Source organism: Rhodococcus sp. APC 3903 (assembly GCF_030407755.1).
GTDB lineage: Bacteria > Actinomycetota > Actinomycetes > Mycobacteriales > Mycobacteriaceae > Rhodococcus_F > Rhodococcus_F erythropolis.
Genome location: NZ_JASDCV010000022.1, coordinates 70,671 through 92,969, shown reverse-complemented (window position 1 = coordinate 92,969; position 22,299 = coordinate 70,671). Strand labels below are relative to the sequence as shown.

Genomic DNA, 22,299 nt, shown 5'->3' with positions numbered 1-22,299 from the left:
GGCCGATGACAACCACATTGCGTGGCAGCACGAACGGCTCGGCCTCGCCCGAGGATGCGAGCGCAGTCCGTTGGGTCAATGTCCTGATAACCACGAATTTCGTACGTCCAGTCACCGAGCGATTGCGGATAGCGTTGCGGGGTAGAGTCGTTCGGCCACTCGAGTGTAGGTTCGCCGATCGCGGTGACCCGGCGGCGCAACGTGCGTTGGGGCGACTGTCCGTGGATCGACAGACTCAGTTCGCCGGTGCGAGGATCACCCGATACCGACGTGGCAACTATCGTCATCGGGAGCCACGTCGGCACCGCCTGAGGAATCCCGGCCAGAGCGCGTTCTCGTTCCTGATGCTCACGTTGATGCTTCGCGATCTCGTCCTGAGGAGGACGCGAAGGACCCGTCCATCGAAACAATCCTGGATCGAATTCCACGTCCAGTGCGGGGTTTTCGAGTTCCATCCACTCCTCGCCGTGCTGCCACCACAACGCGACACCTAGTTGCGCATCGAACACATAAGTAACCGTCTCGTTGGTGTACTGATCGAGAGCGGTCACCTCCCACCCCTCGCGGCCGCGCACTATCGCTGCCCGGGGTGTATTGGGGTCGACAAATCGTTGGTTGTCGAACATATGACTCGACGCAGGAGGGAACGTGTCATAAGCGCGCAAAAGCAGCGACGGTGAACCGACACCGATGGTCGCGTACATCGTGTTCGGAGACTTGACAGCGTGGACCATTGCATCGTCCGCGCCGCGGGACCATCTATCCGTCGCATTCTCCAGAAAGGTTGGGTCGCCGAACTCGTTTTCGTAGCGCCAGTTCGCCTCTGGACCATGCAACACCAGCTGCCACGACCCATCGGGGCGGTGAAACGACGCCACGGACAGTGCGTCCCATCGTGCCGTAATTCGCGCCTCGGATCTGTTCCCACGTCGGAGCCATCCCCAAAACGTACCCCACGGTACGTTCCATCGAGCCGAAAGCCTCCCCCCAACCTCGATCCGCCGGCCCGCGCGGTTCATTGCGAGATTCGATCTGAACAGACATCTTCTTGCCCATCCAGTTTTGTCTGCTGAAGCGAATCATCGAGGCGTGGTTCGCACATAACGGATGGTTTCCCCTGCAATCCAACTGTTTTCAATACAAACGGTCCGGGTCACTGGGGTTGAATGGGGCAACGGCTACCGCGTCGAGACGGGGATCCGCGATGAGAAGTTCGATCGCCTCAACAGGTCCTCCGATCACTGAGAAGTCAGGATCGACATCGTTTGCGACACACCACGTGTGATCCGCAGGCCATATGAATGCCGGGTCAGCGTCAGAGACACCCCGCGGGCTGAACTGGGCATCGGGGCCCCAATCAGCCCAATCCGCTAGTGCACCACCAAAACAACCAGTATTTCATCACCCGCTCTCGCTGCCTGGCGGGTTGATGCGAGTTCTCGGCTCGATTGTTCAAATACTTCGACCCGCGATGCTCGACCGAGGCCAGCATCTCTCGGTGCGCCACCTGATAGCTGGCCAGTTTGTCGGTGACGATCACCCGCGGCACATACTCCAGCCTTTTGAGCAGCTTGCGGAAGAACCGTTTGGCCGCCAACGCGTTTCAGCGGGATTGGACCAGCACGTCGAGCACGTTGCCGTCTTGGTCGACCGCCCGCCATAGGTAATGCAGTTCGCCGTTGATGCGGATGAAGACCTCATCGAGGTGCCACCTGTCACCGGGCCGGGAGCGCCGTCGGCGCAGCCCGTTGGCGTAGGCCTGCCCGAACTTGGCACACCACCGCCAGATCATCTCGCAACTCACCACGACACCGCGTTCGAGCATGAGTTCCTCAACCTCACGGAAACTGAATGGGAACCGAAAGTACAACCACACGTAGTGGCTGATGATCTCGACCGGGTAGCGGTGGCCCTTGTACGACAGTATTGGGGTGCTCACGCCACATTCTCCCAGTTTCCAGCGTTCAACAACGTGACAGTGCCAGGCGGGGTCCGTGCTCGACACGCTCGGCGCTGAGGGCGACGTTGGAGAGCGACGGTTGCAAGTCACGCATCACGATCGTGTGCGTCGTTGACACACAGCCTCCTCGTCATCGAGTGTCACATGGTTGCAATCCTATGGGCATTCACGAACCCCAGATGCCGCCAGGGTCGCACTCAACACCCCCCGATACGGCCGGCGGACTCGTCGGACACAGCGGCGGTCAGGAAACAGAAAGGATGACCCGCAGTATCGAGGAGAACAACGATCCCCTCATCGCGCTCAACCACACTGACCACGCAAGCACCCAGAGACACTGCGAAGTCGATCGCCCGATCAAGCTCCCCCGCCTGGACACTGATGTCGAGATGCCCCTGAGTCGGCACCCGATGATGATCCGGCCAATCCGGACGCTGATAGTTCTCACTGACCTGAAAACCCAACCGGGCGCCCGTAGCCGGCTCGACCAGATCGAGGAATCGAGGCTTGACGTCCTTGCCGGGTTCACTGCCCGGCTCGTAACGCGCACCGAGAAGACGCCGATAGAACTCAGCCAGTCGACGATGATCAGCCGCGTCGAGCATCATCCGACGTATCCGCAACCGAAGCACCACACTGGAAAAAATCCGACGTTCCCGACCCGACGATCCGCTCCACCTTCGCTCGGCACTCCCATCAGCACAGCCTAAACCCGAGGTAACGGAAACGCCTCTGGAAGAACGCGAAATGCGAGCACCCCGTGGGCGGTGTTGTCCAGGAGACGCTTTCGCGTTGCCTCAACCTCGACAAGCTCGACGACGTGTCAACGCCAGCGCAGACCAGACCGTCTGCCGAGCCGCATCCGATCGCCAGAGAGGCCCTTGCTCGTCAACACCGGCCTCTCCCCCATGCAAATGTAGCTGGCGAACTTCTCGATCCCGTCCCGCGAGAAAGCACCCCGCCCCACATACCGAAGCGCCTCCTCTACGACCGGCATCGACTCCCAGCAATACCGGTGATACACACTGTCGAGAACAGGTTGCAATGCCGCACAGGCAATCTCAGCCGACACCACCCCCGACCCGTCAAACCTCACCATCACATCACCCACCGACGAACCTGCCCTCGCAATTTTTGGAACCACAGCGTACCGCCCCAACTGGACATCCACCCAACTCGACGAACCTCTATGGACTGCACATTTCGCTGGCCAGGCACCATTCCGCCCGGTTGCTATCGACGAGCGACGGACGGACCACTTCAAATCACGAACTGGCTGACGGCGCCCGTCTGCACAGTAGTGAGGGAAGGGGTTCACGCTCGAAATAGCGTTTGCCAGCCGATCATTTCGGATGCCATTCACCACCGCGGCAGCTCTGAGTGGTCAATTCGGCCCGATAACGCCCACCCTTTGACGGTCCTTCAGCCGGGGCGGGCCCCGCGTATCGTTGATGATGAGGCCAGTTGCCGGATGGTATTGAGAGGGGCAACTTGCCTCTAGGCCCCGTCGACCTGCCCCTCCCGGGTCGATGGGTCCGCGTTTGTCGGTCCATTCGCGACCGGACGTTGCAGCGACTAGGCAACTTCGTCGATGATCTTGGCAAGGTGTTCCGTTGGAGTGTCCCTGTCGAATGTTTTCGGGGTAGCCCATCGAGTTCGTGAGCGAGGCGTTCGGGCTCATCGGGCCCGTAGGTGGCGAAGTCCGTTCCCTTCGGGAAGTACTGTCGCCCCAGAACATCAGGTGTTGCAACGACCACTGGAGGCTAAGCGATGAGGGGCCTTTACGGACCATACAAACTGACGAGGCCCGGCCCGGTCACTGCGGGCCGGACGTTTTTGGTGGATCAGACGGTCAAACCGATCAACACAACCCGGTATTCACTCCTGCTCCCTGGACGGCGCGGCAGGTCCCCGCCGGCATTCCCTTCATAGGCACACCGCACGGATCTCCGGCTCGCGGCGTTCGGCCCGGGCGAAGCCTTCCGAGCCGCGACATTCACGGTGAAGACGTCGTGTCCTTGAAATCGACTCCCGCTGCGGCGGACCTGCACACAGCGCAACACCGCGTAAACTGTTGGCGCACAAAATTATTCAGGTAAGTCTGCCAGTAAGGGTGGCCGAGGAGAAGCGCTGCCCCCAATGCTAGGCAGCAGCGTTGTGCGCACTGCGGTCAGGCTCACTACGGAAGCGCGATGCGCGGCCGTCCATCTTGCATGCCTTCCACACCACACGCGGCCCGCGGTTCATCAGACCGGTGTCGGTAGCCAACATCCGGACGTCACCGAAGTAGTTACGCAGGGTCTGACGCGACTCGGGCAGATCCCAGAACAGGTCCTTCTTCACGGACTTCGGGATGTCGAACTGCTTCCAGAAGGACTTCGGCGGCACGACGATGGCATCACAGAGAACGCGCATGACGATCGGGAACAGCAGCGAAAGAACAAACCGGCTCGGACGTGACAACAACGGAATACGGCGGCTCAAAAGCTTGTGCGCGAACGAGATATGACGCGCCTCCTCGGCCACATGAATCGCCATCACCGACTCCATGATCGGATGGATCTGGCCACCACCGCGCAACACACTCTTCTGAATGTGATCGATCGGCTCCTCACCGGCAAGGACACCGACGAAGAACAGCTCCGGAAACGGACCCGCAACGAGAGGCACGAAAGGAGCAAGCATCTTCATCGGACGGCTCATACCCGGAGCATCGACACCGATACGGTTCACCATCTCCTGGAACATCATCGTGTGATTGCACTCTTCGACCGACTCGTGCGTGCAATAACGCGCCTCGGCCGAATCATTGGGCAACGAGAAGACGTACTGCATCAAACCGCGAATCAGAATGTTCTCGAACTGCAGACCGACCTTCGCAATATTCGCCTGACGCCACATACCGATTTCAATCTGCCTGGCCTCGGACTGCGACTGGTACCACGGATGAGCACCCAGCGGATCTGTCTCGGCCGGCAGGATCCAACGGCGATCGTTCGCAACAACAGCGAACTCGGGGGAATCCCAGTCGATGTCAAGATACGGGTCGAAATGCTTGTGCACCGACCCCTCGGACAGGAGTCGAAGCGTCTCGTTGTACGAGTCGTCGGATGCTTCTGCGCGCTTGTCGAGCGGCACTGCGAGCGTCATGGCGCCTCCTCTTCGTTTCGGTCACCGCACCTACATTCGCAGTGTTCGGCGGAATCGAGGGCCGCTTGCACGATCACACTCGGCCTCTCAACATTTAATGTAACTTACGGTATCAGTAAAAATAGGCAACCGGATAACGGAGGCGGCACCCAGCAATTGCCACCCCCACAACCGGCACCGACGAATCAGCGAACAAGAAGTAACGGACCGCGGATTTGAAGCCGACGCGAGCGCGACACACCACACCGCCTCTCATCACATCTCGCATAGACTTCCGAACACGTTCCGAATAGTATGGCGACATGACCGCGACCCGCACCACGCGCCGCTCCTCCGACCTGAGCAAACACTCGGCCGAAGTGTTCGCCGAGGCCGAGGACCATCCCGTAACCGTCACCCGCCGCGACGGCGAAGATCTCGTGCTCATGTCTCAGCGTGAAGCCGACGGCCGCGCCCGACTCCTGGAGTTCGCAGCACAGTTGATCGGAGTCGCCGTCGACGACGACGGCCCGCTCGCCGGGCGGATGTCGCGCGCGTTCCCCTGGATGCTCGCACTCGCCCCGCAGGATCGCGCTGTCTGCGCTCAAGACCTCGTCGACGCCGCACGGGCATCGTTTGCCACCGACCAACCGCACTTGGTGCTCGCAGAGCTGACCTCATGGCGGGAAACTGCGACCGCGATCGCCGCTGGCCTCGGCCAGGCAGACCTCGACTGGCTCGACTCCGCCGAAGACCACGACTCGATTGTGGAGCGTCCGTAGCGGTGGCAGGAAAGCGCGGTGAGCTCGTACCTCGCCCGACGAAGAGAACCAAGTACGAAATCCGTTTCGCCACCACCCACGCGCGCAAAGGATGGCAAGAGCTCGTCGCGGCGATCCGAAATCCGTTGGCCGACGCCTGGGACTTCCTGACACGAACCCCGCAGGCGGTCGGCCCGAAAAACTATCCGCTGCGCGGTGACCTCGCCAGCATCACCCGAGACGGCAAAACCCACGAGCGATGGCAGCACAAACCCACACAGCAGGGAGATGCCCGCATCTGGTTCTACGTCGAGGGGAAAACCGTGCATCTCGAACAGGTACACACCAACCACCCGAACGAGACGAAATAGGACCCGCACCTTGATAATCGTGAACACCCGGCAACAACAACCAAGGCGGGGGCCCACACAAGGTCGCCGACTATCTGAGACACCCCTTCACGCAGGTGCAGCGTCTCCGAACCTGATCATTCAGCCGGTGTACGGCCCGACTGCACCGATGCGTCCGGTCTGCACGCTTCTGCTTGCCGGCGTCGCCACCCGTCTCAGCCACTGCTGGCGTGATCGTGACCCGTACGCCGATTCGTTCACACAGTGAGTCGACGGAGCATCCGGCCTGTCCACAATGCCACTCTCTACTACGAGCCCGACAACATGCTCTCGACAAAGGACACCGCCGATCAGCGGGACCTGCGAGTCGAATTGGACACCATCACAACGCCGTTCGAGGCAGTAGCAAGCATCAACACTGGCGCCCGCTCACCGCGCCCGCACCCGACAGCTGACGCTCAGTACGCGCGTGTTCGGGCGCTTTCGCGCCGATCACTCCACTCCCCGCACCACCACCGGCAGCCGAGCCCAACGCGAAGAGCGACGACAGGAAGAAAGGCTGGCGATTCTGAGACGCCCAGAGCCGAGACACCGCGACCGTCCCAACATGTTTCGCACCGAGCAACCAGAGGCGGCCTTCAAATCGGATGCCGCCCCGGTAGGTTGCGCAGCTGGGGTCTATCTCGCTACGGCGACTGGGGAGTCCATATGCCCTGGCCGTCAATGTCTCCATAACTGTGCGTGGGAGCATCCGCTGTGCCAGGAACACAACGGGCGCATTGCTCCCGACTGCGTAGACTGGGCGTGTGTGTTTGGCCTCGGTGGCTTTCAGGACGGTTCTCGCCGCTCTATATGGCGAAATACCTTGTCCTTCTTTAGAGTCGAGCTTCGCGATCACAGTACCGCAACCCTGGTAATGCGGGCCTCCCCGGCCTGGTCTCCCTCGACGGCTTCCGCACCATCGACCAATCGGTATTGATCGGAAACGAATCAGCGTCCTCCCTGACCCTTCCACTCGCACCCCCAAAAGTCGGCGCGCCGTGAGCCCCGCATCTCGTCACCACACACCAAAAGCCGAGCCGCGAGGCGATACTGCTAACTACTTTTCATAGTGGTGAATGGTCCCACCACCCCTCCCAACCCGCATTCACCGCTATAACTGAACCCCCACAGAAGCCCCTCGCCGGACGGTGAGGGGCCTTTCTGGACCACAACTGGAAAGGTCCGGCCCGGTTGCTGCGGGCCGGGCCTTCCGATCAGACGGTCAACTGATCAGCACAAACGGATCAGCACACACCGGAGCCGACGGGCCCACCAACCGGATCAACAACCCGAACACCACCTCGTCGCCGCCGTCGACGGCGGCGGCCTCGTACGAACCGATCAACACCGCGTCACCGGGGAACCGCCCGCGAAGCGGTCTCAACTCCCGCCGAAACCGCGCCCGACACAACTCGGCACTCTCGCAGCCCCCTACTCGCCTAGCCGGACACACTCACGAACAGATGTAACGATCGCCCCACTGGCCCCTGGCTTATCGCCTCTCCCCCACTGGAACCACATCTCGCCGCTGCCCGCCGTATCCGCTGTACATTCACCCAACCGCGCTCTTCATCCGAGGGCGCTGGACAGCGAACGATGCGTGCGCCCCGGCGCCGGAGATATCCCGACCCCGTCATTCGGCGCTTGAGGTGCGTGAGGCTCCGATCACAGGTTGACCCTTCGAGCACGATTCCTCGCTCCGACGTTGGATGAGTGTTCGGCGATTCGCTCAGCGTTCTCCGGCGACCGAACTGTGTCAGTCGAGAGTCGTGGCACGTCGAGTCCGTCGATGCTCCTCCACCTGCTGTCTCCGCCTTCAGCGTCTGCCGAAACGTCCTGCACATGGTCAGCTGCCGCAAACGATGCGGCGCACAGCATGGAGGAGTTTCTCTGCCCAGGACCACCGTGCCGAAGCGATTGACCGTTACGCTGAGCCCGACACCACACGCCGACCAGGAGCGAGGACCGGTGGCATCGGCATCTCCGCATTCTCCGACGCTCCGCGACGTCGCGGCCGCTGCAGGAGTCGCCGCGTCAACCGCCTCCTACGCTCTCAACGGCAAAGGCCGAGTCGACGCGGCGACCCGCGCACGCGTCCAACAGATCGCCGACTGCCTCGGATACCACCCCAATCGGTCAGCTCAGACGCTGCGATCACACCGGACTTCAACTCTCGCTCTGATGCTCCCAACTCCCGTGCTCCCCGCTCGCGAAGGGTTGTCCTCTGCCGCATACCTCAACTTCGATTGGTACGGGCGCGTGGCAACCACCGCCGCCCAGTCTGCGTTCCTAGCCGATCATTCGCTGCTTCTGTTGCCGGCGATGAAAGACCCGAACGGACTACGGCGAATCGAGATGGACGGGGTACTCGTCGTCGATCCGAGCACTCACGATCCTCGTCTCGACATCCTCACAACGAGGGGAATCCCGTCCGTTGCAGTGGGTCCTGGAAACGCTGCACTGTTCGCAAGTTGCATCACGCCCGACCTGGCCACCACCACCGCCACGCTCATGAACCACCTCACCGAACAAGGGGCGAGAAACATTCTCGTCCTCACTCCCGGAACGAATTCAGAGTGGACACGCGCCACGACCATGGCCTGCATCCACTGGTTCCGCGATCGCAACATCAAGCCCCGCATCAGCAGCCACCTGACATCGTTCCCAGGCACCCACACCCTCGAATACCTTGCCGCCGCAGCATATACGACGACCCGCAACGCTCTCACGTCGAAAAATCCACCCGACGCGATACTGTCGTTGGCCCTCGGCGCTGCCCCCGCCGCGACCCGGGCAGCGCACGATCTCGGCCTCTCGATCCCGGGCGATGTCCTGATAGCCCAGGACATCGACGAGCCCGCTCTACTGACCTCCGGCCCCCCGATCACCGCCTTCGACTTCTTCCCCGAAGAACAAGCCGCCACCGCCGTGCAACTACTACTGGCCCTGGTCAACGGCGACGAAGCCGCTGCACACCACCTCGCCCGCAGCGAACTACACATGCGAGCGAGCACCGGCGAACATCGAATCGGAAATCAACGCGACACACCCCGCGCAACCGTCAGATCGAACGCTCCACCAGAGCCCCGGGCCCACGCCCGGTAACGAGCGCTAGGGCATGAATACTGTGTTGCCGGCGGCGCCCTCCGCACACAGTCCACTGATCCGGGCTGGCGTTTTACGGCTGAGCCCGCCTCCCTCAGCCGGCACTCACAACACACCAACATCAAAACTCTCGACCTCACCGAACAGCTCCGCACCCGAATAACATCCCATCGACATTCCCTCCACCTCAGAGAGACGAGCGACATCGAATCGGCCACTGCAGTAACGGTTTCGGTCCCGAGTTCTCCTCTCAGTCCTTCCGAATAAGACCACAGCAGAGCAAGGACACACCGTTATCGCACAGCGCCGGAAACATTTCTACGCTGTAGGTTGGCGCCGGATGAAGTCAGCCATGCCGGGCACGGTGAAGGCGATCCGACCGTGTTCCGGCGCCCAGATCAGACCCTTACGAATAGCGGAGTCACGGACATCGCTGACTCCACTCGACGTCGATCCCATCAGCTCTGCAACCTTCCCCGACCGGGGCGCGTCCTCACCTGTAGCAGCTATCGCGACAAGATATCGACGCTCACGGTCAGTGGACCGATTCCAGCGGGAAGGGAAGAACCCCTCATCGAGGTGACTTCGGCCGACTTCGACGGCGAGCTCGGCGTCCTCGAGCTGAAATGGTGCTTCCGGCGCGAGATTCCAGACCGCTTTGCCGTACTCCTGCAGAAAGTACGGGTAACCACCGCTCGCCGTGACCAACAGCGCCAACGCGTCCTCGGTGAAGTCGCCGCCGTGGCGACGGACCGGAATCCGCAACGCATCAGCGGCAGCTTCCCGGTCAAGGGGCCCGATCGTGTTGTAGAGGAACTGCCTCTCGGCATAGGAACGGTTCTCGGCCAAGGTTGCCGGCAAATTCGGCAAGCCGGCCCCGATCAAGAAAAACGGCCATTCCCGCTGGCTCGCACGATGCTGGACCGCCAGCAATGCGGACAGCAAATCAGTGTCGAGATCTTGCATCTCGTCGATGAACAAACCGAAAGCACCACCGCGCGGCTTGAGTGCCCCGGCGATCGCCTCGACGAGTTCTTCGATATCGAGGTCGATGTCGCCGCTCGCTGCCGCGGGCTGCGCCGCTCCGACCTTCACCGTCGCCGGTCCGAGCCCGACCTGCAGGGAAAATCCTCGGGCAAGGTCAATCAGCGGGTCGACGACCTGCTGAAGTTTGTGCTTGCGACTGTAGCGGCGCAGGCCAACTGTCAACTCTTGCGAAAGCTTCGCCCGCACTGCTGCGGTGCCGGAGACATTAGGCCGCGCCTCGATACCGATCGTCAACCATTCATGCCGATCAGCATGCTCGGCAAGGGTGTTCAACAGTGTCGTCTTACCCACTCCCCTCAGCCCCGACAAGATCATGCCCCGGTCGTAGTTACGGCGCTTGCTCCGCGCAACGAGAAGGTCGAAGGCCGCAAGCTGCTTGTCTCGACCTTCCAGCGCGGGAGGACGAAGGCCCGACCCCGGCTTGAACGGATTCAACTCCAAGTCCATATCGGAAACTATAGCAATGTATGGCTGCATCCCCATAGATGACCATAGGTTCAGATATCTCTCTAGAGCGCAATCGAGCGTGCCGCACGCGAGGGCTCCGGCCAGCCTGGCACTTCACCGCATTTCAACGTATTCCGGGGAAGGCCGGTCAGCAATTCCGGCGCGGCATCTGACACACAGCGACGGAAACTGCCCACCGGCTCGATACACGCTTCGTCGGCGTCTTCGTCACTGCGGCGTGCGGATTGCCGCGATCACACGCGGCACAGGTTGTGCTCGCGACTGGCAGGCTCGGGCGGAGGACGAGTTCGTCGTGATGCCGGCCGCTCGTCACCAAGATGGGAACATCGGGTGGGGCATACATCCAACCCGTACCAGGAGTACCCGCCGACAAGGAGGTGACCTACAGACGGGTCTGGCGCGCGAGAACCGAGACGGAAGGCAGCGCCGAAGGGGCCCACCGACGCTCACCAAAGATCACTGGTGAAGTCCACGACATTCTGCAGTGGGCCGGGAACCCCGTCCGCCACATCAGCCGACTCTGGCGGCGGTAAGTTCCCGAACACCGGCTGCATTCTCCTCCACCTCAACCCGAGGCAGCGCTCAGCTGAGCGAGTTCAGGGCGGTGATGAAAGAGACTGCGGTGATGCCCGAGCTTGAGCAGCTCGCTGACCTTGCCGAGATTGAGATCCTCGAGCGATTCGGTGCTCAGCGATGCGGTGTCGAACGATCCCATGAAAACTCCTCAGCACATTGTTGATTGAAGATGGTTACTATCAGCGAAGCGGGAGGGACTGAGCCAGGGGTACTGACGTCGCCGACGCGTCAGTCACTGTCCCTGAAATCGGGAACTTCCTGTGCAGTAGGGGATTTCGCAGCTATTGTTGCAGTGGGCGTCCGTCGACCGGCTGGTCACTCGACGGGAGGCGGGACGCCCGTCCCGGACCTATTCCGCCAGCACCCCTCCCCGCTTCGCTAGGCGGCGCAAGCGGTGAAACGCACTCGCCTCGGAGCTTCACCAACGTGATTCCGGGGATGGGATGCGCCAGACGGAGACGACTGTTGTCCCGGTACCTACTTGGCGTACAACACACACTTCGTCACCTGTCCTTCGCGCGTCCGGCGAAGTGGGTAGGTGGAGACAGTGGACACTGCCCACCTCCCGACCCAACAGACTGGACGAGCTACGCGCCGAACCTCACATGACGCCGCCGATGGTCACCGCGTTCGCTGCCGACCCGATCAGCGCCTGCCACATGGCGATCCGCGTCAGATGGTACCGATCCCCCCACACCATCGGCGGCCGCTGATGAGCCGCCCAGCGTCTGGTCGTTACTCTCCCTCGCCGAGGGAACAGCTCCAACGCCGCCAACTCCTCACGCGTCCTCTGGGCCACGTCGGCCCCGAAACTCCATCAGCGCCATCGCGGCCACCGCTTCCGCACCGACCGCCGACACACCGAGAAGGTCCGTGATCGCCTCATTTGGCGCAGATCCAACCATCCCGGCCACTGCCATTCAGGGCGAAGTCCGCACGGTGTGTTAGTCAGACACGCCAGTACCCTCCAAGAACTGTTCCCGCAACGGCCCCTTCACTAACTTTCCGGTGGGCGTGCGCGGCAATGTCTCCACAAACTTAACTTCGCGTGGAACCTTATATCCGGCAAGGTGTTCGCGGACGAAGTCTTGCAGACGGACGATCACATGATCGTCACCTGCGACTCCGGCTGACAGTTGAACAGCGGCCAACACCCGCTCTCCGAACTCCTCGTCGGGCACTCCCATGACCGCCACATCCTCCACAACAGGGTGAAGCGCCAGGCAATTCTCGATCTCTTGAGGGTAGATGTTGACACCACCGGAAATGATGGTGAACGCCTTGCGGTCATTGAGGAATAGATATCCGTCCTCGTCGATGTACCCGATATCTCCACACGTCGTCCAGGTGGGATAGGTCGGATGTTGCGAGTCGAGGGTCTTGCTCAAGTCGTTGTGGTATTCGAACGGGGTAACGTCACGCTCGAAGTAGACGATACCCGAAGTCCCCGTGGGTAGCTCGGATCCATCGTCACCGCATATCCGAATAGTGCCGAGTTTCGCTTTCCCCACGGTGCCACGTTTGCTGGTCCACTCGGTCGGGTCAACCATGGTTATGCCGTTTGCTTCGGTAGACGAATAGTATTCGTGCAGAATCGGCCCGAACCAGTCCATCATCTGACTTTTGACTTCGGTCGGGCATGGCGCCGCAGCGTGTATCGCGTGGGTGAGGCTGCTGACGTTGTAAGAATCTCGCACGCCTTGCGGCAACCGCAGCATTCGGACGAAATGAGTTGGAACCCACTGACTATGAGTGACCTGATAGTGATCGATGATCCGCAGGCTGTTCTCCGCGTCGAACTTGTCGGAAGTGATCACTGTACCTCCGAGACTGTGAGTGATCATTCCGAACCGCAGTGGCGCAGCATGATAGAGAGGTGCCGGTGAGTAGTAGATAGTATTTGCACTGATCTCGTACGCACCGCCGAATACCGCCACATAGGGATCTCCGTTGTCCCCAACCTGTCGCGCCGGAAGAGACGGCTTGACGCCTTTTGGTCGACCGGTGGTGCCAGAGCTGTACAACATATCTGCACCCCGGGGCTGATATGCGGGGGGCACATCAGACCCTCCCCTCACGAACTGCTCGTAGGAGTCAAATCCATCGATCCCAACACCGCCAAACGCCAGAGCGGTACGGATGTGTCCGCTAGTGCGCCGAGCGTCGTCGGCAACGGTCGCGAGATCGGCGGAGACGATCAGCGCCTTGGCACCACAATCGTCGACAATGTAGCTGATCTCGTTGCTCGCAAGATGCGTGTTCACCGGAGTCAAGTAGAAGCCGCTCCGCAAACATGCCCAGTAGACGACGAACATTTCCGTCGAGTTCGTGGACAGTAGCGCCACGACATCGCCGATCTGTAATCCCGCTGAACACAAGGCATTAGCCAGTTGTACAGATCGGCGTTCAAGATCTGCGTATGACAGGATCTCGTCAGTGCCGGCCATGATCACAGCTGGTCGATCAGGCGTTGATTTAGCATAAATTCCGGGGTACATCGCAATCTCCTCGCATTGAGTTTTCGGTCCAGGCACCCGGGCCGGTAACATATATGGCGTGCATCACATTGTTAGTACTTCGGTGAGGAAACCCACCCGATCTGCTGTGGACGGTCGGCTGATCGTCGGCGGGCTACGTGAGGCTCCGAGCGCCCTCGGGAGCCCGACCGACTCGAACATGCCGATCGGCACCGCAGCTGGGCAGGCATGGGCGGATCTGGCGGCGGCGCTGGACGCCGAAGTCCATGACCTGTCGCCGGAATTGCTTGCTGCTCTTGCCCACCTTCGCACTGTCGATCAGCAAATCATGCGGCGATTGGGTTTTGATTCCTCGACCAGACAACTGGCCGGGGTCATCGGAATCCTCGAGTCTCTCCCCTGCATCACCAATGACTTGATCGCCGCCGCACCACGACTCGTCTGCGAACTCGGTTTCGACCGCGCCATCATTTCCCGGATCGAAGACGGGCTGTGGATTTCCGAAGCAGTCTTTGTCCCCGAGAGCGAGGAGTGGGCCGCCGAGATCAATCGTGCTGGGCAAGAAACTCCACAGAAACTCGGAACCGGAATACTCGAAACGGAAATAGTGCGTCGCCGAGACGGGTTGCTGGTCACCGATGTTCAGACCGAAAGCCGAGTCAACCGTCCGATAGCGGTGGCATCGCAGTCGCGGTCGTACGTTGCAGCCCCCATCATTTCCGGTGGTCGAGTCGTCGGTCTTCTTCACGCAGATAAATACCGGCAGAGCGCGGATGTCGATTCGGACGACTGCCAGCTCCTGATCGGATTTGCACAGAGCTTGCGGCTGGCACTCAGCAGGGCCCGACTGGCCGAAGAGGTAAATGGAGCCAAGAGCCGACTCGATGCGATCAGCTCCATGCTCGGCTTCCGCACCGATACCGTTCACGAAGTCTCCGTACGGCGTTCGACTGAGAGCAGCTACTTTGATTCGGGAACTGGCCATCCCAAGCCGCAGCCGTACCGTACTGCACCTCCGAACAGTGTCCCTTTGACTCGGCGGGAACACGAAGTTCTCGCACTGATGGCCAAAGGGAGCACCAACAGTGCGATCGCACGTGAACTCGTCATCGCCGAAGGCACCGTCAAGCAACACGTCAAACATGTACTGCGAAAACTTCAGGTTTCCAACAGATCCGAAGCAGTTGCAGTGTGGTTCAGCGAATTCGTACGGGAATGAACCGTCAACGGCACCGATCAGCACCGAAATCAACTCCCGCGCACCACGAGTCGGCTTGAACGACGAACCGTCGATACTTCATGATCAGGTCGGGCCTACCGATCGTCAGGACTCCGGTCAATCGTGTGCCGGAGCGATACAGGACCACAGTCCCGCCGGTCTTGTCGACGCGATGCTGAACTAGCAACTCATCGGCATGGGAGGTGCCGACGAACTGTAGTCTGGTGCCGTACCAGTCCGACCAGAAGTACGGCACTGCCGTGTACGTATGGGCAGGGCTCACGGCTACTGCATTACGCGCAGCCAACGCCCCTTGCTCGGAAGCGCTCGCCCAGTGCTCGAGACGCATCCTTCTATCGAACAGGGCGTTGGGCCAGTGAGCGACGTCGCCCCCGGCCCAGATTCCCTCGATCGGATCCCCCGAGTTAGTCAGGACCGCCAGGGTCGCATCGCATTCGATTCCCCCGTCGATCGAATTGAGCGCAATCTCGCTGTCCGCCAACCACTCCGTCGACGGGACAGCGCCGATCCCGACGACGACGAGGTCTGCATCAAGGGTTCGTCCGTCCGTCAATCGAATAGCGCGAACCGCCTGACCCGAAGTATCGGTCATCACCTCGGCGACCCCGACTCCGAGGACGAGTTCCGTACCATTGCGGGCATGTAGTTCTGCGCATAGTGCTCCGCCCTCCACTCCCAGCGATCGTGTCAACGGTGCAGGTGCTGCTTCTACGATCGTGACGGGATGTCCATAGCTGCGCGCTGCCGAGGCAACTTCGGCTCCGATGAACCCCGCACCGATCACCACCACACGGGCCGGCGATTGCAACCGCTTCCAGATCGCCTCTGCGTCGGCATACGTTCGCAGGGTGTGAATTCCGGACACACCGGCGGTGCCCGGCAGCTCTCGCGATGATGCACCGCAAGCAATCACCAGATGTCGGTAGGGCAGATCACCGCGGCCCGTCGTCACAATGCGCGATTGAGTATCCAGTCCGAGCGCCGGTGCATCAGTCCACACGTCGATGTCGAGTTCCTCGAAACGGTCCCGTTCTCGGAGGGCGGGAATTGTCGGGGCCGCTTCTCCGAGCAATAGTTCTTTCGAGAGGGGTGGCCGATCGTAGGGTAGATACGATTCGGCGCCAAGGAGCGTTATCGGTTCGGTGTATCCCTCTCGTCGGGCGGACTCGCAAGCTGCGACGCCCGCGAGTCCTGCACCTACTACTACTAGACCTGGACTACTCATTGTTGGTGTCTTCCACGAGACCGATGGCCTGGGTGGGGCAGGACCTGATTGCTTCCTCCACCTCGGCGTGCTGATCAGGCCCTACCTCGTGGGTCAAGACCAGAAGCCCGCCGTCATCCCCGATTTCGAAGAAATCAGGGGCTACGGCTTCGCAGATCCCCAGGCCGGAACATTTGGCCATGTCGACAACCATTCGGCAGCCACCGGCCATGACTACTTCGCTCCAGTGTTCGGGTAGAAAGGCATGCTCAGTACTCCACGCATGAAGTTCGTGCGCATCAGCTTAGGCTCTCCCGCAACGAAATTGGGCATCTGTTGATGCAACTCACGAAACAGCGACCGCATCATCGATTTCGCCAACTGATTACCGAGGCAGAAGTGAACGCCGCCTCCACCGAAAGTGACATGGGGGTTTGGACTGCGGCTGAGATCAAACTTGTCCGGGTCGGTGAACACCTCGCGGTCCCAGTTGCCTGACCCATACATCATGACGACCTTGTCACCGGGCAGGATTTGCTGTCCGCCGAGTTCGTACTCGCTTACTGCCGTGCGACGGAACGTCACCACGACAGAGCCCCATCGGAGAAATTCCTCGATCGAACCGTTGATGCGGGCGTCGAAGTCCTCCCACAACCATGCGCGCTGCTCAGGGAAGTCCGTCAGTGCTTTGACCGCGAAACTCGAGGTGTGGCGCGTGGTGTCGGTTGCTGCGACCGCCATCAACGTCATGACGGCGCCGATCTCGAAGTCGGTCAGCGATTCACCGTCGACCTCGGCCTGCACTAGGTTGGTGAGCAGGTCGTTCTGTGGCTCATGTTTGCGTTCGGCGATCAGTTCCTCGGCCAACGCGTGGATAGCCATTCCAGCGTCACTCTGTACGGCGATGGGATCACGCCCGGCCAGCAGCTCCGGATCGGCCCACGCGACGATTTCGTCGGCTGCGTGTGCAACCTCGGCTCGCCGGTCCTCGGGAATTCCGAACATGTCGCCGAACATCTCGATTGGCAGGTGCTTGGAGATGTCGGCGACGAAGTCAATCTCCTCGCGATCGGCGACCGCGGACACGATGCGACGGGCACGCATCGCGATGTCGTCGTCGATTTTCTTGATTTGCTTGGGCGTGAATGACACGCTGACGAGCTTGCGGATCTTGTCGTGCTGCGGGTTGTCCATGGCAAGGAACGACATGGCCATCTCGAGGAACATGGCCGGCAACAGGTCGAACATCACGCCGTAGCTAGAGACGAACACATCGGAATTGTGACTGACCTCGGTGATGTGTTCGTGCTTGACCACTGCCCAGAAGCCGGGGTCATTCGGGTCGGGAACGACCGACGTTTCGATCGGTTTCTGCCAGGTCACGGGAGCGTGCTCGCGAAGCTGGCGAAATACCACCTCGCGCTGCGGTGCATCTTCGCCCCAGAAACTATCGCTCCACACGTCGACCTCGTGAAAGTCACGCGTCGCTGCGACGTCGTTCGTAGGGATGGATGGTTCGTTGTCGTCATCGTCGTCGAAGCGGAGTTCTGGACCGTCGTCGAACCTGGTCGTAGTCATAACGTCTCCCTGAAAGTTGAAATCAGTCGTCTGTGTGGCTGAGCAGAATGTCGTAGGGCTTGTTCTCACGTCCACCGGACAGATCGAGGTGCACCGTTTTGGCTTGCGTGTACTCGTCGAGCGCATCCGGACCTAGCTCACGACCGACGCCGCTCTGTTTGTAGCCACCGAACGGAACTTCCACATTGATCTGGTGTGCGTCGTTGATCCACACGCTGCCGGCTTCGACGCGCGCAGCGATTGACAGGCCGCGCGAGTTGTCGGTCGTCCAGACGCTGGCGGCAAGACCGTAGTCACTGTCGTTCGCGATCGCGACGGCGTCGTCGTCGTCGTCGTACGGAATCACGACGAGAACCGGGCCGAACACTTCTTCGCGAGCGATCGCCATGGAGTTGTCGACGTTGGTCACGATCGTGGGCGCAACCCAGAAACCGCGTTCGAAAGCCTCACCTTCGGGCTTTCCTCCCCCGGTCGCGACGGTGGCACCGGCCTGCACGGCTTCCTCGACATACTGAAGAATTCGTCCTTGCTGCTTACCGTTGATGACCGGGCCCATATCGGTGTCCCAGTCGCGGGTCTCACCCAGGACGATGGTGCCCGCGCGCTGAATCAGACGTGATACGAAGTCGTCGTGGAGGCTGCGTGGCACCAGCGCACGGGTGCCCGATTCGCAGACCTGTCCGGAGTAGACGAAGCAGCCGTAGAGGACACCGTCCACGGCCATGTCGAGATCGGCGTCGTCGAGAACGATCGAAGGGCCTTTCCCACCCAGTTCGAGAGTGACCTCTTTGACAGTTCCCGACGCGAGCTTCATGATCTCGCGTCCGACAGCCGTGGAACCGGTGAACGCGATCTTGCCGATGTCGGGGTGAGAAGCCAAGCGTGCGCCCGCATCTCGTCCGTCACCTGGCACCACATTCAGAACGCCTTTGGGTAGACCGTTCCCCTCTGCGATCTCGGCGAATTTGAGAATCGACAGAGGCGTGTGCTCATCGGGCTTGACGACCACCGAGTTGCCGGCCGCCAACGCAGGTCCGACCTTCCACAGCGTCAACAGCAGCGGGAAGTTCCACGGTGCGATGGCGCCGACGACACCGATGGGCTCACGGTGCACCACACTCTGAGCGAGGGTCGGGAAACTCGCGATGGGTGCAGGCCGTGCGAAAGCGTACGTGTCCGCGAGGTCCGCGAAATAGTTGAAATGCGCCAGCGCGTACCCGACGTGGAAGCCCGTCGCCTGTCGCACTGTCGCGCCGTTGGCCGCCATCTCGAGTTCGACGAGTTCTTCGATTCGGTCATTGGCCGCATCTGCGATGGCACGCATGATCGCCGCACGTTCTTGCGGTGGCTTGCCCGCCCAGACACCACTCTGGAACGCAGCTTTACCTGCTGCGACAGCAAGGTCGATATGAGTGGCGTCGCCCTTGGCAGTAGTGGCGACGACGCTCTCGTCCGAGGGGTCGACGATGGTCATCTTCTCGTGGGTATCGACTGCTTCACCGCCGATGAGCAGCGGATAGTGCTTCACATCAATGCTTGTCATGTTGTCACCTCGTCGGGTCCAGAAGAATTTTCACGGCTTCGCGAGCCTCGAAGAGCTTGTATGCCTCGGCTGCCTCGGAAAGCCCCATGCGGTGAGAGATCATGGCGCTCGGGTGCAACTTGCCAGCTCCCATCAGCGCAATCACTTCGTCCATGTACTCGGTGATGTGACTGACGCCCATCTCGATGCGCACGCCCTTGAGGTACAGGTCAGCGAACGGAATCGTCATTGATTCCTCGGTGTAGACCCCGGGGATCGAAAGCACGCCACCGGCGCGCAGAAGGGGGATTGCCGCCAATAGTGCCGACGGGTGTCCGACGGCGTCGACCACGACGTCTGCTCCGCGCCAATCGGTGAGGTCGAGGACAGCGTCTGTTGCGTCGTTCTCGCTAGAGTTGATACCGATCGCACCGAACTGTTCGGCTTCTTTCAGGCGGGTCGCAACTTTGTCCACTACGAGTACCTGCGAAGCACCCAGCGCGACTGCGGACATCGCTGCACACAAGCCGACAGGGCCGGCACCGACGACGGCGACGGTGTCGCCGGGCCGCATGGCACGTGCAACTGCCTCGTGACCGGTCGTCATGATGTCGCCTGCGAAGAGAATGTCTTCGTCATTGACGTTGCTGCCCTGAGGGATTGCCCGCGCTGTGATGTCCGCGGACGGAACGACCACATATTCGGCTTGCCCACCGTCGAGGTCACCGAGCGCCAGCCCCAATCCGAAAATACGACTTCCTGCGCAGTTACCCGGCTGATGCCGTCTGCACTGGTAACAGGCGCCGCAACTGACAACACACGATGCGACCACTCGATCGCCCACCGAGAACTGCGTCACGGCGCTGCCCACGTCCACCACCGAGCCGATGAACTCGTGACCAAGGATGATGTCGGCCTCTAGCTCCAGTCGTCCCTCGTACGGGTGAAGATCGGTTCCGCAAATGGCCGTTTTTTCGACCTTGACGAGAATGTCTGTCGGTTCGTTGATATGCGGAATCGGTACGTCGGCAATCTCGACTACACGAGGCGCACGCAACACCGCTGCTTTCATGGTCTCGCTCACGCCGTTACCTCGGCATCCTTGGGAGCGATCTTCTCGCGGTACATCGGAAACAGTGGCTTGGTCAGAGGTACAAGCTTCAGGATTTTGTTGGTCGGGCCCTTTGCCTTGACCTGCCCCTTAGCGAGCCCGACAGCCAAGTTGTATTCCCCCCGCCAGAACTTGTCTGCCGTGTCTCCGCGCATCAGCAAGGTGATGTCGGGCTTGAGATCAGTTGGGCCGCTGATGACTTGGTAGTCATCACGGAATGCGATCGTCACCTCGCAGTCCGGATCCGCGTACTGCACACGCATGATGATGTTGGCGGCTTTGAGCTTGGGTCCGGACTCGGGGTGCTCGCCCGCATCACGAAACACGCCGCCGATGTAATTGTCGAGTTCTGCTGCATCCTTGAAGAAACCCATGTGATTTTCGCGCTCCTCGAGATATGTGAATCGACCGAAATTGCTTGTCCCCTAATAGAACCAACTCACCCGATCTGCGGTAACTCTCGAAGGTGATATCTATGCCCCCCATGAGGGGTGTGATCCAGTTCTCACTGAGAAAAATTTCGGTCAGCCATCACCCTTCAAGTGCCGTCGCGATGCTTCACGACACTCCGGCGCGGAGCCTGACTGGCTCCGTTCATGCACTACCCGCACGGATCGCGATGGCTAATCCTTGTGAGGCCGGTCACTGTTGTTATCGCAGGCAGTCGGCTTCACACCTACACAAAGGAGTTACCCATGGTTGAGAAACCGATGCCGAATCGAATCCTTGTTTTCGGTGCAAGTGGACATATCGGCGGGCCGGCAGCAGCGGCAATCGCTCGTGAGGCGCCGCAAGTCCAACTCCGACTGGCAACACACCATGCTTCGAGCGCCGAGAAGCTCACCAAGAACTTTCCCGACGCGGAAGTCGTTGTTGCCGACTACTTCAACCTTCCCGGGTTGATCGAAGCATTCCAGGACGTCGACGCTTGCTTCGTTGTCACACCGGACTTCCTCGATGAAGAGACCGCCATGACGAACATCATTGCCGCGGTACGGCACCACAACACATTGCAGCATCTCGTCCGCCTTGTCGCCGACCCGATCGGTATGACTCTCGAGAGAGTCCCGGCGGCCTTGATGGCAGTGGGCGGAGGAACTGCAGTTCAGCATCTTCGCGCAAAAGCCATCCTCGACAGGAGTGGACTTCCCATCACCTACATCAATAACGCGGCGTACTTCATGGACAACTTTCTCAGCTTTTTCGGCCCTCCGATCCGAGAACATCGAAAGCTCGTTGTTCCTCGAAACCGTAGGATGAGCTTCCTGGACACAACAGACACCGGCGAGTGCGCTGCCGCAATTCTGGTTTCCACCAACCCTGTTCATATCGGGCAGATCTACCACCTCGACAACGGGCACGACGTAATGAAGTTCGACGAGGTCGCCGAATTTGCAACAACAATTCTCGGCGAAACAATCACCTATGACGGCACGGATGAAGGATTCGAGAAGTACTGCGGCGAAGCAATTCGTGCCTATATCGGGGAACCTGATGCGGTCCAATACTACTTGGACTACTTTCAATTCGAACAAGACAATGAGACGGTGTGGCGCAAATCCGATATCGTGCATTTTCTGACCGGCCGTCCGGCCAAACGGCTCGAAGACTGGCTTATCGAAAACCGATCAGCAGTTCTGGGACTCTATGCGCCACTGTAGGATTGCGTTGATGCGCGGTCGACGAAAGCCTACCGGCTCCCGCCGACTGCGTATCGAGAGGTGAGTCT

General features: G+C 60.5%; 18 protein-coding genes and 2 pseudogenes. 5 read left to right on the top strand and 15 right to left on the bottom strand.

Annotated features, from left to right (window positions below):
• The 4 genes and pseudogenes from QMA15_RS26230 to QMA15_RS26215 form a co-directional block, all read right to left on the bottom strand.
• Positions 1-734 (bottom strand): annotated as a pseudogene (locus QMA15_RS26230) (hypothetical protein); the annotation flags it as partial.
• 662 nt (positions 735-1,396) lie between these two features.
• Positions 1,397-1,939 (bottom strand): annotated as a pseudogene (locus QMA15_RS26225) (IS6 family transposase); the annotation flags it as partial.
• A gap of 218 nt (positions 1,940-2,157) precedes the next feature.
• Positions 2,158-2,568 (bottom strand): VOC family protein, encoded by a 411-nt coding sequence (locus QMA15_RS26220; protein WP_290287140.1) that lies wholly within the window; start codon positions 2,566-2,568, stop codon positions 2,158-2,160.
• Between the two features lie 1,534 nt (positions 2,569-4,102).
• Positions 4,103-5,110, bottom strand: a complete 1,008-nt coding sequence (locus QMA15_RS26215) for a diiron oxygenase (protein WP_290287139.1) — start codon at positions 5,108-5,110, stop codon at positions 4,103-4,105.
• Positions 5,111-5,412: 302 nt separating this feature from the next.
• Between QMA15_RS26215 and QMA15_RS26210 the strand changes: the two genes are divergently transcribed.
• Positions 5,413-5,871, top strand: coding sequence for a prevent-host-death protein (locus QMA15_RS26210; protein WP_290287138.1), 459 nt, complete (start codon positions 5,413-5,415; stop codon positions 5,869-5,871).
• Positions 5,872-5,873: 2 nt separating this feature from the next.
• Positions 5,874-6,221 (top strand): hypothetical protein, encoded by a 348-nt coding sequence (locus QMA15_RS26205; protein WP_290287137.1) that lies wholly within the window; start codon positions 5,874-5,876, stop codon positions 6,219-6,221.
• Positions 6,222-7,464: 1,243 nt separating this feature from the next.
• Here the strand turns inward: QMA15_RS26205 and QMA15_RS26200 are convergent.
• Complete coding sequence (locus tag QMA15_RS26200) at positions 7,465-7,590, bottom strand: hypothetical protein (protein WP_290287136.1); 126 nt, start codon at positions 7,588-7,590, stop codon at positions 7,465-7,467.
• A 620-nt stretch (positions 7,591-8,210) separates the two neighbouring features.
• Here QMA15_RS26200 and QMA15_RS26195 point away from each other — a divergent pair.
• Positions 8,211-9,347 carry a LacI family DNA-binding transcriptional regulator gene (locus QMA15_RS26195; protein ID WP_290287135.1) on the top strand — a complete coding sequence of 379 codons (1,137 nt, stop codon included), beginning with the start codon at positions 8,211-8,213 and terminating at the stop codon, positions 9,345-9,347.
• Positions 9,348-9,665: 318 nt separating this feature from the next.
• Here the strand turns inward: QMA15_RS26195 and QMA15_RS26190 are convergent, their stop codons facing one another.
• The 4 genes from QMA15_RS26190 to QMA15_RS26175 form a co-directional block, all read right to left on the bottom strand.
• The gene (locus QMA15_RS26190; RefSeq protein WP_290287134.1) at positions 9,666-10,841 is read right to left on the bottom strand and encodes an ATP-binding protein; all 1,176 of its coding nucleotides are present in this window, start codon (positions 10,839-10,841) and stop codon (positions 9,666-9,668) included.
• A gap of 586 nt (positions 10,842-11,427) precedes the next feature.
• Entirely contained in the window at positions 11,428-11,577 is a 150-nt protein-coding gene (locus QMA15_RS26185) for a hypothetical protein (RefSeq protein ID WP_290287133.1), read from the bottom strand.
• A gap of 462 nt (positions 11,578-12,039) precedes the next feature.
• Complete coding sequence (locus QMA15_RS26180) at positions 12,040-12,237, bottom strand: hypothetical protein (RefSeq protein WP_290287132.1); 198 nt, start codon at positions 12,235-12,237, stop codon at positions 12,040-12,042.
• Between the two features lie 145 nt (positions 12,238-12,382).
• Positions 12,383-13,936: an acyl-CoA synthetase gene (locus QMA15_RS26175; protein ID WP_290287131.1), complete on the bottom strand. Its 1,554-nt coding sequence runs from the start codon at positions 13,934-13,936 to the stop codon at positions 12,383-12,385.
• Between the two features lie 82 nt (positions 13,937-14,018).
• Here QMA15_RS26175 and QMA15_RS26170 point away from each other — a divergent pair, with 82 nt between their 5' ends.
• Positions 14,019-15,134, top strand: coding sequence for a LuxR C-terminal-related transcriptional regulator (locus tag QMA15_RS26170; protein ID WP_290287130.1), 1,116 nt, complete (start codon positions 14,019-14,021; stop codon positions 15,132-15,134).
• A gap of 4 nt (positions 15,135-15,138) precedes the next feature.
• On the opposite strand, the gene QMA15_RS26165 is transcribed toward QMA15_RS26170, so the two are convergent.
• From QMA15_RS26165 to QMA15_RS26140, 6 genes are read right to left on the bottom strand one after another with little or no spacing between them, the layout of a single operon-like run.
• Positions 15,139-16,380, bottom strand: a complete 1,242-nt coding sequence (locus tag QMA15_RS26165; RefSeq protein ID WP_290287129.1) for an FAD/NAD(P)-binding oxidoreductase — start codon at positions 16,378-16,380, stop codon at positions 15,139-15,141.
• The gene (locus QMA15_RS26160; RefSeq protein ID WP_290287128.1) at positions 16,373-16,561 is read right to left on the bottom strand and encodes a ferredoxin; all 189 of its coding nucleotides are present in this window, start codon (positions 16,559-16,561) and stop codon (positions 16,373-16,375) included. Before QMA15_RS26160 ends, QMA15_RS26165 begins: the two co-directional genes overlap by 8 nt.
• A gap of 32 nt (positions 16,562-16,593) precedes the next feature.
• Positions 16,594-17,937: a cytochrome P450 gene (locus QMA15_RS26155; protein ID WP_290287127.1), complete on the bottom strand. Its 1,344-nt coding sequence runs from the start codon at positions 17,935-17,937 to the stop codon at positions 16,594-16,596.
• A gap of 22 nt (positions 17,938-17,959) precedes the next feature.
• On the bottom strand, positions 17,960-19,480 hold the full coding sequence (locus QMA15_RS26150) for an aldehyde dehydrogenase family protein (RefSeq protein WP_290287126.1): 1,521 nt from the start codon (positions 19,478-19,480) through the stop codon (positions 17,960-17,962).
• A gap of 4 nt (positions 19,481-19,484) precedes the next feature.
• Complete coding sequence (locus QMA15_RS26145) at positions 19,485-20,543, bottom strand: alcohol dehydrogenase catalytic domain-containing protein (RefSeq protein WP_290287125.1); 1,059 nt, start codon at positions 20,541-20,543, stop codon at positions 19,485-19,487.
• Positions 20,540-20,944: an SCP2 sterol-binding domain-containing protein gene (locus tag QMA15_RS26140; RefSeq protein ID WP_290287124.1), complete on the bottom strand. Its 405-nt coding sequence runs from the start codon at positions 20,942-20,944 to the stop codon at positions 20,540-20,542. Before QMA15_RS26140 ends, QMA15_RS26145 begins: the two co-directional genes overlap by 4 nt.
• Before the next feature lie 321 nt (positions 20,945-21,265).
• On the opposite strand from QMA15_RS26140, the gene QMA15_RS26135 reads away from it, so the two are divergent.
• Positions 21,266-22,231, top strand: coding sequence for an NmrA family NAD(P)-binding protein (locus tag QMA15_RS26135; protein ID WP_290287123.1), 966 nt, complete (start codon positions 21,266-21,268; stop codon positions 22,229-22,231).
• Positions 22,232-22,299: the final 68 nt, after the last annotated feature.